The sequence below is a fragment of the Pseudomonas sp. GL_135 genome, assembly GCF_057834665.1.
Genome location: NZ_CM174408.1, coordinates 112,501 through 128,842 on the forward strand (window position 1 = coordinate 112,501; position 16,342 = coordinate 128,842).

At 56.6% G+C, this 16,342-nt stretch carries 10 protein-coding genes, 2 tRNA genes and 3 rRNA genes; 5 read left to right on the forward strand and 10 right to left on the reverse strand.

What is annotated here, in order from left to right; translation table 11 throughout:
- The first annotated feature begins 28 nt into the window (after positions 1–28).
- From AC3ISG_RS00520 to rrf (AC3ISG_RS00540), 5 genes are all read left to right on the forward strand, one after another.
- Positions 29–105, forward strand: a tRNA-Ile gene (locus tag AC3ISG_RS00520).
- Positions 106–115: 10 nt separating this feature from the next.
- Positions 116–191, forward strand: a tRNA-Ala gene (locus AC3ISG_RS00525).
- A 233-nt stretch (positions 192–424) separates the two neighbouring features.
- Positions 425–3,315, forward strand: a 23S ribosomal RNA gene (locus AC3ISG_RS00530).
- A gap of 146 nt (positions 3,316–3,461) precedes the next feature.
- Positions 3,462–3,577, forward strand: a 5S ribosomal RNA gene (gene rrf, locus AC3ISG_RS00535).
- Positions 3,578–3,684: 107 nt separating this feature from the next.
- Positions 3,685–3,800, forward strand: a 5S ribosomal RNA gene (gene rrf, locus AC3ISG_RS00540).
- A gap of 83 nt (positions 3,801–3,883) precedes the next feature.
- Here the strand turns inward: rrf (AC3ISG_RS00540) and AC3ISG_RS00545 are convergent.
- From AC3ISG_RS00545 to AC3ISG_RS00590, 10 genes are all read right to left on the reverse strand, one after another.
- On the reverse strand, positions 3,884–4,387 hold the full coding sequence (locus AC3ISG_RS00545) for an SRPBCC family protein (RefSeq protein WP_489298276.1): 504 nt from the start codon (positions 4,385–4,387) through the stop codon (positions 3,884–3,886).
- 42 nt (positions 4,388–4,429) lie between these two features.
- A complete protein-coding gene (locus tag AC3ISG_RS00550; RefSeq protein WP_489298277.1) occupies positions 4,430–7,882 on the reverse strand; it encodes a non-ribosomal peptide synthetase in 3,453 nt (1,150 codons plus the stop codon).
- On the reverse strand, positions 7,879–8,823 hold the full coding sequence (locus AC3ISG_RS00555; protein ID WP_489298278.1) for a diiron oxygenase: 945 nt from the start codon (positions 8,821–8,823) through the stop codon (positions 7,879–7,881). Before AC3ISG_RS00555 ends, AC3ISG_RS00550 begins: the two co-directional genes overlap by 4 nt.
- Positions 8,824–8,872: 49 nt before the next feature.
- The gene (locus AC3ISG_RS00560; RefSeq protein ID WP_122536713.1) at positions 8,873–9,652 is read right to left on the reverse strand and encodes a DUF3050 domain-containing protein; all 780 of its coding nucleotides are present in this window, start codon (positions 9,650–9,652) and stop codon (positions 8,873–8,875) included.
- A gap of 736 nt (positions 9,653–10,388) precedes the next feature.
- Positions 10,389–11,144, reverse strand: coding sequence for a thioesterase II family protein (locus tag AC3ISG_RS00565; protein WP_489298279.1), 756 nt, complete (start codon positions 11,142–11,144; stop codon positions 10,389–10,391).
- 152 nt (positions 11,145–11,296) lie between these two features.
- Positions 11,297–12,040 carry a GntR family transcriptional regulator gene (locus AC3ISG_RS00570; protein ID WP_122536715.1) on the reverse strand — a complete coding sequence of 248 codons (744 nt, stop codon included), beginning with the start codon at positions 12,038–12,040 and terminating at the stop codon, positions 11,297–11,299.
- Between the two features lie 226 nt (positions 12,041–12,266).
- Positions 12,267–13,271, reverse strand: a complete 1,005-nt coding sequence (locus AC3ISG_RS00575; protein ID WP_205485829.1) for an aldo/keto reductase — start codon at positions 13,269–13,271, stop codon at positions 12,267–12,269.
- A 173-nt stretch (positions 13,272–13,444) separates the two neighbouring features.
- Entirely contained in the window at positions 13,445–14,629 is a 1,185-nt protein-coding gene (locus tag AC3ISG_RS00580) for an MFS transporter (protein ID WP_489298280.1), read from the reverse strand.
- Between the two features lie 99 nt (positions 14,630–14,728).
- A complete protein-coding gene (locus AC3ISG_RS00585; RefSeq protein WP_489298281.1) occupies positions 14,729–15,550 on the reverse strand; it encodes an ABC transporter substrate-binding protein in 822 nt (273 codons plus the stop codon).
- A 22-nt stretch (positions 15,551–15,572) separates the two neighbouring features.
- A complete protein-coding gene (locus AC3ISG_RS00590) occupies positions 15,573–16,337 on the reverse strand; it encodes an amino acid ABC transporter ATP-binding protein (protein ID WP_065990920.1) in 765 nt (254 codons plus the stop codon).
- Positions 16,338–16,342: the final 5 nt, after the last annotated feature.

Genomic DNA, 16,342 nt, shown 5'->3' on the forward strand with positions numbered 1-16,342 from the left:
TCACGCTAACAGTTACAAGCTCGAAATTGGGTCTGTAGCTCAGTTGGTTAGAGCGCACCCCTGATAAGGGTGAGGTCGGCAGTTCGAATCTGCCCAGACCCACCAATTTTGTTATGGGGCCATAGCTCAGCTGGGAGAGCGCCTGCCTTGCACGCAGGAGGTCAACGGTTCGATCCCGTTTGGCTCCACCATAACTGCTTCTGAATTGTGAAAGCTTAGAAATGAGCGCTCCATCCACTGGGATGCTGAGTGTTGATTTCTGGTCTTTTGACTGGATCGTTCTTTAAAAATTTGGGTATGTGATTGAAATATAGACTGGGCACCTCTTTCACTGGTGCGTGTCCAGGCTAAGGTAAAGTTTGTGAAATGCAAACTTTCGGCGAATGTCGTCTTCACAGTATAACCAGATTGCTTGGGGTTATATGGTCAAGTGAAGAAGCGCATACGGTGGATGCCTTGGCAGTCAGAGGCGATGAAAGACGTGGTAGCCTGCGAAAAGCTTCGGGGAGTCGGCAAACAGACTGTGATCCGGAGATGTCTGAATGGGGGAACCCAGCTGTCATAAGACAGTTACCTTACACTGAATACATAGGTGTATGGAGCGAACCAGGGGAACTGAAACATCTAAGTACCCTGAGGAAAAGAAATCAACCGAGATTCCCTTAGTAGTGGCGAGCGAACGGGGACCAGCCCTTAAGTTGATTTGAGATTAGCGGAACGCTCTGGAAAGTGCGGCCATAGTGGGTGATAGCCCTGTACGCGAAAATCTCTTGTCAATGAAATCGAGTAGGACGGGGCACGAGAAACCTTGTCTGAACATGGGGGGACCATCCTCCAAGGCTAAATACTACTGACTGACCGATAGTGAACCAGTACCGTGAGGGAAAGGCGAAAAGAACCGCGGAGAGCGGAGTGAAATAGATCCTGAAACCGTATGCGTACAAGCAGTGGGAGCCCACTTTGTTGGGTGACTGCGTACCTTTTGTATAATGGGTCAGCGACTTATTTTCAGTGGCGAGCTTAACCGAATAGGGGAGGCGTAGCGAAAGCGAGTCTTAATAGGGCGTCTAGTCGCTGGGAATAGACCCGAAACCGGGCGATCTATCCATGGGCAGGTTGAAGGTTGGGTAACACTAACTGGAGGACCGAACCGACTACCGTTGAAAAGTTAGCGGATGACCTGTGGATCGGAGTGAAAGGCTAATCAAGCTCGGAGATAGCTGGTTCTCCTCGAAAGCTATTTAGGTAGCGCCTCATGTATCACTGTAGGGGGTAGAGCACTGTTTCGGCTAGGGGGTCATCCCGACTTACCAAACCGATGCAAACTCCGAATACCTACAAGTGCCGAGCATGGGAGACACACGGCGGGTGCTAACGTCCGTCGTGAAAAGGGAAACAACCCAGACCGTCAGCTAAGGTCCCAAAGTCATGGTTAAGTGGGAAACGATGTGGGAAGGCTTAGACAGCTAGGAGGTTGGCTTAGAAGCAGCCACCCTTTAAAGAAAGCGTAATAGCTCACTAGTCGAGTCGGCCTGCGCGGAAGATGTAACGGGGCTCAAACCATGCACCGAAGCTACGGGTATCACGCAAGTGATGCGGTAGAGGAGCGTTCTGTAAGCCTGTGAAGGTGAGTTGAGAAGCTTGCTGGAGGTATCAGAAGTGCGAATGCTGACATGAGTAACGACAATGGGTGTGAAAAACACCCACGCCGAAAGACCAAGGTTTCCTGCGCAACGTTAATCGACGCAGGGTTAGTCGGTCCCTAAGGCGAGGCTGAAAAGCGTAGTCGATGGAAAACAGGTTAATATTCCTGTACTTCTGGTTATTGCGATGGAGGGACGGAGAAGGCTAGGCCAGCCTGGCGTTGGTTGTCCAGGTTTAAGGTGGTAGGCTGAAATCTTAGGTAAATCCGGGGTTTCAAGGCCGAGAGCTGATGACGAGTGTTCTTTAGAACACGAAGTGGTTGATGCCATGCTTCCAAGAAAAGCTTCTAAGCTTCAGGTAACCAGGAACCGTACCCCAAACCGACACAGGTGGTTGGGTAGAGAATACCAAGGCGCTTGAGAGAACTCGGGTGAAGGAACTAGGCAAAATGGCACCGTAACTTCGGGAGAAGGTGCGCCGGTGAGGGTGAAGGACTTGCTCCGTAAGCTCATGCCGGTCGAAGATACCAGGCCGCTGCGACTGTTTATTAAAAACACAGCACTCTGCAAACACGAAAGTGGACGTATAGGGTGTGACGCCTGCCCGGTGCCGGAAGGTTAATTGATGGGGTTAGCTAACGCGAAGCTCTTGATCGAAGCCCCGGTAAACGGCGGCCGTAACTATAACGGTCCTAAGGTAGCGAAATTCCTTGTCGGGTAAGTTCCGACCTGCACGAATGGCGTAACGATGGCGGCGCTGTCTCCACCCGAGACTCAGTGAAATTGAAATCGCTGTGAAGATGCAGTGTATCCGCGGCTAGACGGAAAGACCCCGTGAACCTTTACTATAGCTTTGCACTGGACTTTGAATTTGCTTGTGTAGGATAGGTGGGAGGCTTTGAAGCGTGGACGCCAGTCTGCGTGGAGCCAACCTTGAAATACCACCCTGGCAACTTTGAGGTTCTAACTCAGGTCCGTTATCCGGATCGAGGACAGTGTATGGTGGGTAGTTTGACTGGGGCGGTCTCCTCCTAAAGAGTAACGGAGGAGTACGAAGGTGCGCTCAGACCGGTCGGAAATCGGTCGTAGAGTATAAAGGCAAAAGCGCGCTTGACTGCGAGACAGACACGTCGAGCAGGTACGAAAGTAGGTCTTAGTGATCCGGTGGTTCTGTATGGAAGGGCCATCGCTCAACGGATAAAAGGTACTCCGGGGATAACAGGCTGATACCGCCCAAGAGTTCATATCGACGGCGGTGTTTGGCACCTCGATGTCGGCTCATCACATCCTGGGGCTGAAGCCGGTCCCAAGGGTATGGCTGTTCGCCATTTAAAGTGGTACGCGAGCTGGGTTTAGAACGTCGTGAGACAGTTCGGTCCCTATCTGCCGTGGACGTTTGAGATTTGAGAGGGGCTGCTCCTAGTACGAGAGGACCGGAGTGGACGAACCTCTGGTGTTCCGGTTGTCACGCCAGTGGCATTGCCGGGTAGCTATGTTCGGAAAAGATAACCGCTGAAAGCATCTAAGCGGGAAACTTGCCTCAAGATGAGATCTCACTGGAACCTTGAGTTCCCTGAAGGGCCGTCGAAGACTACGACGTTGATAGGTTGGGTGTGTAAGCGCTGTGAGGCGTTGAGCTAACCAATACTAATTGCCCGTGAGGCTTGACCATATAACACCCAAGCAATCTGCAGAAAGACAGCAGGTTGCGGTGTGTGAAGACGCATGAAGACGAAAGTTTGCGAACACACAAGCTGTACCTTGATCACATACCCGATTTGCTGAAGCGTTCGAGAGGACGAGTCAGTACCCGAATTTCTTGACGACCATAGAGCGTTGGAACCACCTGATCCCATCCCGAACTCAGCAGTGAAACGATGCATCGCCGATGGTAGTGTGGGGTTTCCCCATGTGAGAGTAGGTCATCGTCAAGATTAAATTCCGAAACCCCATTTGCGAAAGCAGATGGGGTTTTGTTTTAAGTGAAGGTCATACATTTTCGCTGGAACGTTACGTCAGTAACGGATCGGCCACAGAATTTCTTGACGACCATAGAGTGCTGGAACCACCTGATCCCATCCCGAACTCAGCAGTGAAACGGTGCATCGCCGATGGTAGTGTGGGGTTTCCCCATGTGAGAGTAGGTCATCGTCAAGATTGAATTCCGAAACCCCAGTCTGCATACGCAGACTGGGGTTTTGTCGTTTAAGCCACCAGCATTAAACCGCCGAAGGCTTCCCCTATGAGCGCATCACAGCTCCGGGTACGTTCTTCATTGCACCATCAGCAAAGCCCTGCAAAAACTCTCTGAAGCCCTCAGCGCTCATCGGGTTGTCATCTGTAGGTTCAGCGATGATGGTCCAGGTTGCAATGCAGCTGGCACTATCCTTGGGCACAACCGTCATTGAGGCCCAGAGCTTGCTGACGCCAAGATTGTTGTAAATAGTTGTCCATGTCATGGACATCGCGTTGTCGTCGCGAGAATTGAGTTGCTCGACAACCACAAGACCACCCTCCTTGAATTTCTTGTAACGGACTGAGCCAGGACCGTTACCGATTACTTCGATGCTCGCAAGCGCCGGAATGAATTGCGTGAACCCACCGAAATCGCCTACGACCTTCCAGACGTCACCCGCTAGGGCGTTTATCGATATCGCAGACACCACCGGTTCTCCAGCGGGATTGGTGATCAGCGTATCGGGCGAAAGGGAGCCGAGGGTGTTGAGCGGCTGAATAGCGTTCATGTTGTTCTCCATAACTTAAGGGGATGTTGCGTTAGGGGTGTATCAGATGAAAGCAATCTCTTTCAGGTACTCGCAGCCCTTGCGCAACAGCGCCGGGGTTTTCGGGGGGTAGCACTCGCCCATTCGTTGAACACCCGCATGGGCGTTCTGATACGCGATCATCGATATGTCTCCGATGTCTTCCTCCAACCCGTCGAGGTAAAAGCCGAGCACGCCGAATAAAGCGTTCTTGCTATCCACCCGTTTCAACTGGGTTTGCCACTCACTGACGCTGACCATTTCGAAATCGCTGCCCGCTTCACGGAACGCGCTCACGTAATTGCCCCAGCTCAACGGCTCCGGGTTATGGAGGTTGAACACTGCGTGGGCTGGTTGATAACGGCTGGCGTGAAAGCCTATGAATCGGGCGAGAAAATCGACAGGCATCAAGTCGAAGCTCATGGAGAAATCCGGGACTTGGCCCAGTTGCATCGAACCCTTGAGCATTAGCATCAGGCGATTCTTGTGCGGCTGGCAGACACCGGTCGTGCTGTTGAATGCGATGTTACCGGGCCGGTAGATGTTCACCCACGCGCCTCGGTCACGGGCTCGCTCCAAGATGCGCTCGGCGACCCACTTGGAGAGGTTGTAGCCGTTCTTGATGTAAATGGGCGGTGTCTCGGCAGCAGGCGCTTCGAGGACGCTACCGTCCGCCCCGACGGCGCTCGAGGCTGAAAGCGTCGACACGAAGTTGAACACCTTCTTGCTGCGCCCTTCGCACAGCTTCAGGCATTCGAAGATCGGCTCGACGTTATCCTTGGCCAGGGTCTCGTAATCCTGGACGTGGTTGACGTTGGCGGCGTTATGCACCAGCGCGCCAAACTCGCGATCAAGCCGCTCATACACCTCGTTGCTCAACCCGAGCTGTGGTTGGGTGACGTCGGCGGCATAAATCCGCACTCGCGCCAGATCCAGATGCTCAAGACGGTTTTCGCGCAGTGCCTGAATAAAGCGATCCTGCGCCGTCATCCCTGCGTTTTCACGTACAAGGCAGGCGACCTCGGTTGCACCCCACGCCAACAGCGCTTCGACGATGTGAACACCGAGAAAACCATTGGCGCCAGTGACGATGACTTTATGAACGTCCCCCATGCGCTCTACAGGCAGTACCGGCAGCTCGAAGGGCGCTGATGCATCCAAAAGTGTTTGCGGGCTGACAGTCCAGGAGGTGGTGCCGTTACTGTCGAGCAGTGACGCCAGATTGGTCAGCGTGGGTGCCTCGATGAAGCGGTTGATCGGAATGCTGCGGCCGAACTGATCGCGAATCCCCAGCAGCATCTGCGATAGCAAAATCGAGTGGCCACCCAGGTTGAAGAAGCTCTCGTCGGTTGATATCTCGCCGGGGGGGAGCTCTAGAAGGTCTGCCCACAGCGTGAGGAGGAGCCTCTCGTTTTCAGTAGCGGGAAAACGACGTGGGGCTTGCTCCAGCATGTTCACTGGCAGCTGCAACAGCGCCTTGCGATCGACCTTGCCATTGCTGGCAAACGGCATGCTCGCCAGCTCTGTGTAGGCGGTCGGCCGCATATAGTCGGGCAACAAAGCGGCGACATGGTCCTTGAGCAAATGCCGAGCCGCGTCGGGTTCTACGCCGTGGGGCTGCGCGAGAAAAGCCAGGATGCGTCGCTGGTCGTCAATCACGACTGCGACTTGGCGGTACAGCTGACTGTCGCGCAGGCAATGTTCGATCTCCTCAGGCTCGACCCTGAATCCCCGGATCTTGACCTGGTTGTCACGTCGCCCGGACAATTCGATACCATCGTCCGTCCATCTGCCGATGTCCCCGGTGCGATAGGCGCGCACGCTTTGGCCGTCACCCAGCGCGACATGCACATAGCGCTCATCGGTGAGCGCAGGGTTGTGGATGTACCCCAGGCACACGCCCGGACCGACGATGTAGAGCTCGCCGGGCGTCTGGTCTGCGACGGGCTGCATATCCTCGTCGAGGATCAACACTTGGCTGTTGGCGATGGGGCGACCCAGGTTGCGGTTGCTGCCGCCGGGTTGAAACCGGCCGGCGGTGATCAACACCGTGGCCTCAGTCGGGCCGTACAGGTTATGGAAGTGACATTGCGCTGCGAGGCGTTCGATCACGAGGGGCTCGCAGACATCACCGCCCGTGCTCAGGTGCTTGAGTTTCAGTGGCCGGTCGATGGGCAGGATGCTCAACAAAGCAGGCGGCAGAAACGCGTGGCTGAGATTCTGATCCAGCAGCTCGAACAGTTGCAGCGGATCACGACGCTGATCATCGTTCGCCACGATCAGCTCCGCGCCGCTGAGGAGGGTGGGGAATATGTCGATGACCGACGAATCAAAACTCAGCGTCGAGAACTGCAGCACCCGGCTGTGCTCGGACAGCTCGACATAGCGTGCATACCAGGCCGTGAAATGGCTTAGGTTACGCTGACTCAGCATCACGCCTTTCGGGTGCCCGGTCGTGCCCGAGGTGTACAGCGCCATGCACGGCGCGTTGATCTCAGGGCACTGTCGCATCAGCGACTGCGGCGTAGGCACAACCTCGATATGACTAATGTCCAGACCGGGCACTACAACACCCGCCAACGGATGACTCCCATCGTGCAGCAGCAACACGGCATTGGCGTTTTCGAGGATGTACTGTTGACGCTGTAGAGGCTGGCTAGGGTCCAACGGCAGGTACACCGCTCCGTTGCCCAAAATGCCAAGGATCCCGGCGAACAGCGCCGCAGATTTCGGCATACAAATGCCGATCACCAACGGTTCATCTGGTGCGTGCGGCAGCATGGCCTGTATCTGCTTCTGGATCGCGACGCTGTGTGCGCGCAGTTGGTCATAGCTGATGCGCTCGCCGTCGATATTCAGCGCAGTGCGCTTGGCGAATTCGCTGAAGCTCCGATCAAGTCGTACTACCAATGGCTGCTCTGCGATGCTCAGCAGTTCGGGGTCGTCGGTGAAGTTGAAGCAATGCTCGAAGGCCAGTCGGTCCAGCCGCAGCAGGCTTTCCTGGCGTTCACTGTGGGGCGGGTCAACGTGCTCGGCGCGGGCGAAATATTCGGTATCACGCGAGAACCGGCTGACCAGCATCGCTACGTTGTCGACCAGCGTCGCGACCGCCGCGTCCCGCAACACGCATCCGTTGCCGGAAGACGTGGCGACCACGGCATAGCGTGCAATCAGGCGCTGCGCTGTAGCCGTCCCGAGCCAGCATACTAATTCCAGCTCAGGCAGTGCCCGCTCACCCACCGGTGTCAGGCTTACCCGGAGCCCAAGATGCACGGCTGCCTCAAATGCGTCCAATCCGGCATGTGGCACGTCGAGTGTTCCGTCTTCAATGAAGACTGACGCGTCCTTCACCTCGCTCAGCTCCAGCGTGGCCTGATCGCGCAGGTGGTGAATCAGATGGCCGTGGGCGTCAAGCTCTGCACTCAGTTCACTCATCGCTTGGCTGTGACCGATGAGCACAATCTCCAAGCGCTTCATTGCAAGGCTCCGACAGGGAGATAGTCGGCAAGGGCGTGCTGCACGCAGGGGGATTCAAGCATCGAGCTGGCGGTGAAGAAACGCATGATGTTGCCCACCAGCGGATGGTGGCGATTGATCGGGAAGCACATCGCCTGCGTCTCGTCCCTCAGCGCTTGTTTGATCGGTTCTGCGACCGGCAGGCTGTTGATCAGAACGAAATCAAAAGACTTCTGGATGTCATTGGTCAAATACTGAGCAATGAATACCGGGAGGACCTGCGCAATAAGCTGCTTGTCCTTTTCTGGAGCTGCATGCCAGTAAATCCTGACCAGACGTGCCCAGAAGCCGGAATGCCGCCCTTCATCGAGCAGATGGTCCGCCATAAGGCCTTTGACTGACTGCTTCACCGTGTCGTCTTTGGCGAACGCGGCCACGTCGTTGGTCACGGTGTTCTCGGCGATCGCCACGCAGATGAGCTCGACTGCGCTGCGCAGGTGGTGAGGCGCCAATGCCAGAGCAGCGGGGATGGCCCGGCTGAGTTCGATTTCCTCCGGCAAGGGGATCGGCTGGATGCCGGTCAATGCGATGGTTTGTTGCATGAAGTCCATTGCCACCAGCGCGTGGTAATCCTCATCGACGACCACGGTCATGGCGTCGTACCGGCAGGCGAAAGGAAAGCGGATCGCGAAGTTGTCTTTGGCGATGCTTCGGGCGGTCTTGTCGACGATTTCGGTCTCGAAAATCACCACGTCGTTGATGAACTTGTACAGGCTCTGCACCAGCGCCAGATCGCGCAGATGGGCGCATTCGCGAGTGAACGTCTCGCTCAGCACCATTGGCTGACGGCTGAGCGGGTAGATCAGTTTTTCGTCGTTTTCGACGATGCGGCGCGGGCGTGTCCGAATCGTCGCGCGGCCTTCCCAGGCATCGACGAATGACAGGTAGTCTTCGGCTTTCATGATGGCGTCCTTGTGTGGAGGGCTGGTCGGTTGCGAACGTGTGCCAGGCTCAAGCGCTGACTTCCCGCACTGGTTCGCGCATGGTCAGGCGCAGGGCATCCCATAGCGCAATGCGGCTCTCGACTGCGGCGATGGCGGCGACATACACCTCGCGCTGATGCCGTTCATTGCCCGCGACCAGCCTGGCCAGCAGGTCTTCGGCCGCCGGACCGTGGTCTTCGGAGTCCACTTCAATGTGGCGTTCCAGGTAGTAGCGAAAGGTCGGTGCCTTATCGGCGGTGATGCCCCAGTCGTCGAGAATCCGCTGGAACATCTGTGGGATAACGCTCTCGCGGCCGTGCAGGAACGCGGCGGCGACGCAATGCGCCGGCGCGTTCAAGGCAATGTCGAGGGTATCGCGGACGAAGTGAGTGGCCGCTCGGCCTGCGCCGACGCTGTTGAGCGCCGTTTTGTAGTGAACGCCTTCGCGCAACAGTCCGACGAACTGCTCGATGCGCGCCGTGCTGGCGCCGATCTCGCGCATGGCGTCCAGATAGAGCTCGAAGTGACTGTAATGATCGTGGCGTCCCGGCCGATCATCCGACTCTTCGCCCAACACGATTTCGTTGATGAGTCGTGCGGCCTTCGGGTCTCGCGGCGGCAGCCAGGGGAGTCGCGTGCATGTCAGTTCCTGCTGCAGCCGTTTGGTCAGTGACATGAAGTCCCAGACCGCGAACACATGCACCTCCATGAACCGCTGCAGAGCGTGCAGTGAATCAATTTCGGAAAAAACAGGGTGCGCGCTGAGCACTGATTTCTTTGCGATAAGTTGCTGTTTTAACAAATCCATTTTTACGTCCTTGATGAGGTTGGGTGCGTCACAAACTCTTCTAATTGCCGCAATTAGCGGTCGTCTTAAGTGCCCGTATAAGAGCGACTGAAATGGACTCCCGTAACTATCTGGCAATAAGGGGCTGCGAACGTTACTTCGTTAATGGTCAACAATCGTGCAGGGTTTAATAAGGCATGCTCACGTGATCTATGCCCTCGCTGACCAGCGTTTGTGGGCGAATGGCCCACAAGCGTTGGCGGCCAGAAAACGTTAGAACAGTTTCAAATGGTTTCGCAAACACTTTTTAATATAATTACTAGTGCATAAAAATCCGACATGAGTGAAGGCAATAAAACTTTTAAATAAAGTTTTATTGGGGCGAGCGCAACCCTTCCGGCTTATTAGAGCCAGAATTGAAATTAATGAACGAATACCTCGTTCAGCGTTGCGCTTTATTGGGCTAATACACTTTTTGAGATTTTTTGGTTTGGGCGACATTTAGGGTTTAACTTCAATGTCTCCGCCCAGGGCAATGCTCCTTTTACCGCTCCATGAGAACTGCCTGTCCTGAACCGGCTGCAGACCGATTCGTTGTTCGAGTTTGCCTGAACACGGCGGTACACCGCGTAACGACGGCCAAGTTTCACGATAGGTGCATTAGCGGCGCTCGGCCCAAGCGTGGCACGGCCGGCTTTTAGTCGTAGGAGAGGTTAGAAGGGGGGCTTAAAGAGTCGATGCAGTGGGAGAGGGCGGCTCAGCCGCCCAGCAAACCGAGGTGCGTATTGATGATGTGCAGCAGACGGTCGCGTTGCGAGCTGAGAAAGTCATGAGTGCCGCGCACTTCGATCAGCTCAAATTCCCGCCGAGTGAACTCACGCCATTTCATCATGCTTGCGGCCGTAGCGACCGGATCATCGCTGCCGTACAGACCGGTCAACGGAATATCGAGGCCCTCGTCCGCGCAGTGTGACCAGATCTCCGACAGCTTTACATCGCTGCGCACGACAGCCTCCAGCAGCTTCAGGCGTTTTTTATCCTGCGCGAAAGTGTTCGGGACCACGCCCAACCTGATTAGCGCCTGAATGAAATCGTCTTGCGGCAGCGTGTGCAAATACGGCCAGGGTTGTCGGCTGTCAGGGCTACGGCAGCCGGAAACGAACAAATGACGTGTCAGACTCGGGTAGTGATTCTGCGCCAGTCTGGCCATTTCATAAGCGACCCGGCCGCCGAAGCTGTGGCCGTAAAACGCATGGGGTTCGCTCAGGTAGGGCTGCAACGCGAGGAAGGTGTCTTGCAGCAAGGGTGCCCACTGATCGTAGGGCGTTTCCTTGAGCCGGCTGCCGTGGCCGGGCAGGCGCAGCGTTACCAGCTCGATGTGATCGGCAAGGCCTTCGGACCAGTCACGAAAGTGCTCCGGATCGCCTCCGACATGAGGGAAGCAAATCAGGCGTGTTCTGACGGGTTGTCCGGAATTGACCACCATCAGCCATTTGTTCTTTTCGGCGTGCACTCAGCTTCCCCGAGCCTTGAAAAGGCGTCATAACCGTGGAGCCGGGTCCTTCGGCGCATACGCCGTCATGAACGGCGTTCGTTGATCCCTTGTGCTTTTTGGCCAATCAGGCAGTGGCGCGCAAGGTCGAGATTAAAAAACAGCAGTGAATGTCACTGGGTGACGGCACGCTTTCGTGAGGCCGTTGCAGGTTTTGCCTCTTCGGCCTTGCGGGCGCTCAAATAAGCATTAATAGCTTCAACACCACGGTTCAAGTGGTGAGTCAGCGCCTCGACCGTAGCATTGACATCACCGGCAGCGGCCATCTCAAGCAGCTCAAGGTGGTCGTGCTGGGACACCTTGCCCAGGTTCATTTGCTTGAGATTGAATCGCAGGAAACGCTCTTCCTCGTTCAAGCCGTCCTCGACCAATTTGAGCAGGCGGGTATTGTGGGCCTTTGAATACAGCACCATGTGGAACTGACGGTTGAGCGTGCCCATGATGCTGTAGTCGGTTTCGACCTCGAGCTGTTCGATGTACCCACGCGCCATGCTGATGTCTTCGGCGGTCAGAAGCGGGATTGATTGTCGCAGGGCCTCGGACTCCAGCAGGATGCGCAACGCATAGGCATCCGTTGCATCCTCGTTGATCAACGGGGCAACGACCGCACCTTTGTGGGTTTCGACACGCAGCAACGATTGAGCTTCCAGCTGCCGCAGCGCCTCGCGGACGGGCATGCGACTGACACCGAAAAGGGTCGCCAGCTCTTGCTGGCGCAAGGCGATTCCTGCCGGAAGACGTCCTTCAAGGATGGCGCTGCGCAGCTTTTCTTCGATGACGGTACGGGCCAGATGCGCAGGCGGCTGCTCATCACCCAGGGTTTCCCGCAGAAATTGCTCTTTCTCAGTCCTGCGCATGCTTGATCTTCTTCAGCTGAACAGTTATTGGATCCAATGGAACACTAGAGACCCATTGTGGCCTTGTCAAACTTTGATACAAGTCTGGCAGGCAGTCTCGGCGCGGCATTCTACAAGGGATTGCGCGTGCAGGTACTGCCATCAATCGGGATTGGGACCGCGATGTCCAGCCTCGCTTACGGACTTCGTTTGCAGCACTTGAGGCTGGCTTCCCAGTCGATCGGTATCAGGTATAACGGCCTGTCACGAAATGCTGCACATCGTTGAAACCTGGCGTGGATGCATGTCCGGGTGTCACAAGGGAGTCGATGAACGCCTCGTCCTCGGCAGTGATGTTCACGCTGAGCGCCTTGGTGTAGCTGTCCCATTGGTCCTCGGTGCGCGGCCCGACAATGGCAGACGTCACGGCCTGATTGTTCAGCACCCAGGCGATAGCGAATTCCACCAGACCCACGCCCTTGGCCTGGGTATACGCCTGCAGTTTCTGAGCGATGTGCAACGACTCGCTGCGCCATTCGGTTTCCAGAATGCGTTTGTCCTGACGGCCGGCGCGGGTGCTGCTGTCCGGCGTTACGTCGGGGGCGTACTTGCCACTCAACACGCCACGCGCCAGCGGGCTGTAGGGCACGACGCCCAAGCCATAGAACTTCGCCGCTGTGATCTGCTCCAGTTCGGCCTGGCGGTTGACGATGTTGTACAGCGGCTGGCTGATCACTGGTTTGTCGACGCCCAGGCGCTGAGCGACGTTAACCACCTCGGCGATACGCCAGCCGCGGAAGTTCGACACGCCCCAGTACCGGATCTTGCCTTCGCGAATCAGATCGCCGATGGCGGACACGGTCACTTCGAGTGGCGTGTTGTGATCTTCCTTGTGCAGGTAATGAATGTCGATGTAGTCGGTATCGAGACGCCGCAGGCTGGCCTCGATTTCATTGAAGATGTGCTTGCGATTCAAACCGCTGGTGTTCGGTGCAGTGTTGCCCGAGCTGCTGCCGACCTTGGTGGCGAGGATCCACTCGCTACGCCGTCTGGCGATGGCCTCGCCAACGATTTCCTCAGACCGGCCGGCGTTGTAGACGTTGGCCGTGTCGATGAAATTGACGCCTTCATCCCAGGCCTTGTCGATGATGCGCAGGGATTCTTCGGTGCCGGTCTGCACGCCAAACATCATTGAGCCCAGTGTCAGCGTTGAAACCTGGAGGCCGGATTGGCCAAGGGTGCGGTATTTCATTGCTCGATATCCTTTTCGTTGGGGAAGTGGAAATCAGGACAGTCTGGGACAGGCTTGCAAGGGGTCTCGTAAAGACCGATCAGACCGACAGCTCTAGGCCGGACATACTCACCTGTTTGGGCAGCGTTTGAAAAGTGACAAATTGACGGAACTGCATGCGGCCGAGCGCAGGGTCAGAGGGAGATGTCAGTGTGAGTGAGCTTCGCGTGTCGCCCGGCCAGAAAGCACAACGTACCGCCCACCACAGTCAGGGACGCGAGGACGTAAAACATGGTTGGCGCGGGGCTATTGATCAATAAGTAGCCACAGATAACCGGGCTTAACGCTCCGCCGAAGGCCGCCAGATTCTGCGCACCCAAGTAACTGCCGCGAAGGTGATCGGGCGCAATGGTGTCGACGAACAGGTATTCGGCGGGGTAGATGATCATCTCGCCCAGCGTAAAGACGAACATCGCAGCGCACCAGGCCAGGGTGGTTTCGGCAAAGCTGAAGCCGACAAGGCCGATCGCGAACAATGCAGTGCCGAGGCAAATCCAGTAGGGCAGCTGCTCGCGCTTGAGGAAACGGCCGATCTGGTACTGCATCACAATGACCGTCAGCGCGTTGCACGCCAATACGGCTGACAAGATTTTCAGTGCCTGCTCCGCCGTGTGCGTGACCAGCAGAAACTGCGACAAGTACAACGTATACCGGCCATGCACGATGGTGCTGAGCAAGCTGCCGCCCGTGAACAGGATCAGCGTGCGATCGTTTTTCAGCGTGACCAGGGTGTCGATAAAGCTGCGCGGTAGGTATTCGGTTTCAGCCACTGTGCGCGGAATGCCGAGCATCAAAAAAAGGCTGCAGAACGCGATGGCGCTGGCGATAAAAAACGGTGCCAGTGGCAGGTGCCCGGCGATGACCACGCCGAGCATCGGGCCGGTCGCGTAGCCAATGTTGGTGAGGGTGTAGCGCAGGGAGAACACCTTTGCGCGCTGCCCGATGGGCAGGTTTTCGCTGATGATTGCTTTGGAGCCGATTAGAAACAGCGCCGAAGCCGTTTCAGTGATGACCAACGTAAGGGTCGTCAGATAGACGTTGCGGGCGAAAGTCAGTAGCGCGAAGCCGACGGCGCTGGACAGCATCGCCAGAATCAGCAATTTGCGCTTCTCCAGCCGGTCAATGACGTAGCCACCGTACAGTCCCAGCAGCGTGGCGATGAACACCGCGATGCCCATCAGCAGTCCGACGTCTTGCTGGTTGAGTCCCAATCTTGTGCTGAGGAACAGCGACAGCAACGGGCTGGTCATGGCTCGGCTCATGACGATGGTCAGCGAGCAGATCATCAACCGGCGGATGACGAGGGAGTAGGTGGCCACTGTCGTTTCTTCCGTCCTTGTTAGAGCCTTGGCGTAATCCTTTGCGGGAGCACCGGTATGGCACTCCCACATGAGCGATCGTTGCTGACCGACCGTCTACTAGTGCCCCTGATTCATCCCGACCTTGGTCACCGCGCCCTGTTCCAGCTCCCACTTCTTGAGGATCTTGCCGTAGGTACCGTCATCCACCATCGCCTGCATCGCCTCGGCGATGGCCGCCGCCAGTTCAGGGTTGGACTTGCTGACGCCCAGGCCGGTGAACTGCTTCGAGATCGCCAGACCAAGCGGCTTGTAGGTGTCCTTCTCCTGGGACATCAGGTATGGAATGGTTTCGCTGCCTTGCATCGCGGCGTCGAGTCGGCCCTGACGCAGTTGCGCGCGTGCATCCGCCGACCCTTCCGAGCCGCTGACGATGATTGCCGGCTTGCCGTTCGCTTCGCAGTTTTCTTTGCTCCAGGCCGCGATTTCCGCCGGCCAGGTGGTACGGCGGCTGGTGCCGACTTTCTTGCCGCACAAATCAACCGGCTCATTCAGGTCAGCATTTTTAGTCAGTGTGTACAACTGTGGGCCGCTGGCGAAGTAGTCAATGAACGTCACAGACTTCTGCCGTTCGACCGTGTCAGTCATGCCCGACAGAATGATATCGAAGCGTTTGGTCGCCAGGCCGCTGACCATCTGCTCGAACGCGGTTTCCTGCCATTTGATCTTGACGCCAAGGCGCTCTGCCAGGGCGTTGCCGAGATCCACATCCAGACCAGTCAGCGCATTGGTGCTGGTGTCTTTGAAATCCATCGGCGGGTAATTCGGGACGATGGCGGCGGTGATTTCGCCCTTCTCCTTGAGGCTGGCGGGCAACGCGGCGAACACCGACGCGGAGGCCATCAGACCGGCGAGCAAGCTGGGGATGAGGATCTTTTTCATGGTCGTTCTCGTTTGTTCTGGTTTAAGTGCGAACGGCAGAAATGAAGCTTTGGGTTCTAGGGTTTTGTGGGCTTATTAGAATGTCTTCCGGGGTGCCGGCCTCCACAATCTGGCCGCCGTCCATGAACACCATCCGGTTGGAAACTTCGCGGGCAAAGCCCAGTTCGTGTGTCACCACGATCATGGTCATGCCGCTGTGCGCCAGGTCACGCATGACCGACAGCACTTCACCCACCAACTCCGGATCAAGGGCAGAAGTGGGTTCGTCGAACAGCATCAGCTTGGGCCGCATCGCCAATGCGCGAGCGATGGCGACCCGCTGTTGCTGGCCGCCGGAGAGCTCGACGGGATAGGAGTGGCGCTTGTCCGCCAGTCCGACGCGGGCCAGTAGCTCGGTGGCTTCTTCGTTCGCCTCTTTGGGCGAGCGCTTGAGCACCTGGATCGGGCCTTCAATTACGTTCTGCAAGGCGGTCATGTGCGGGAAGAGATTGAAGCGCTGAAACACCATGCCGGTGCTCAAACGCTGACGGGCAATCTGAGCATCCGTCAGTTCGTGCAGTTTGTTGCCGACGATGCGGTAGCCCACCAGTTCGCCGTCGACCCATAAACCGCCCTTGTCGATTTTTTCGAGCTGATTAACGCACCTCAGCAGGGTGCTCTTGCCCGAGCCCGAGGGCCCGATGATGCACAGGACTTCACCTTGTTCGACTTCAATGCTGACGTCTTTGAGGGCGTGGAACTGATCGTAGTATTTGTTCAGGCCGACGGCTTTGACGATGTTTCTCATGTTCA

Excerpts from the sequence above, each read along its gene's own strand:
- AC3ISG_RS00560 (WP_122536713.1), bottom strand. The coding sequence starts at position 9,652 with ATGGATTTGTTAAAACAGCAACTTATCGCAAAGAAATCAGTGCTCAGC.
- AC3ISG_RS00545 (WP_489298276.1), bottom strand. The coding sequence starts at position 4,387 with ATGAACGCTATTCAGCCGCTCAACACCCTCGGCTCCCTTTCGCCCGAT.
- AC3ISG_RS00555 (WP_489298278.1), bottom strand. The coding sequence starts at position 8,823 with ATGAAAGCCGAAGACTACCTGTCATTCGTCGATGCCTGGGAAGGCCGC.
- AC3ISG_RS00550 (WP_489298277.1), bottom strand. The coding sequence starts at position 7,882 with ATGAAGCGCTTGGAGATTGTGCTCATCGGTCACAGCCAAGCGATGAGT.
- AC3ISG_RS00570 (WP_122536715.1), bottom strand. The coding sequence starts at position 12,040 with ATGCGCAGGACTGAGAAAGAGCAATTTCTGCGGGAAACCCTGGGTGAT.
- AC3ISG_RS00590 (WP_065990920.1), bottom strand. The coding sequence starts at position 16,337 with ATGAGAAACATCGTCAAAGCCGTCGGCCTGAACAAATACTACGATCAG.
- AC3ISG_RS00585 (WP_489298281.1), bottom strand. The coding sequence starts at position 15,550 with ATGAAAAAGATCCTCATCCCCAGCTTGCTCGCCGGTCTGATGGCCTCC.
- AC3ISG_RS00575 (WP_205485829.1), bottom strand. The coding sequence starts at position 13,271 with ATGAAATACCGCACCCTTGGCCAATCCGGCCTCCAGGTTTCAACGCTG.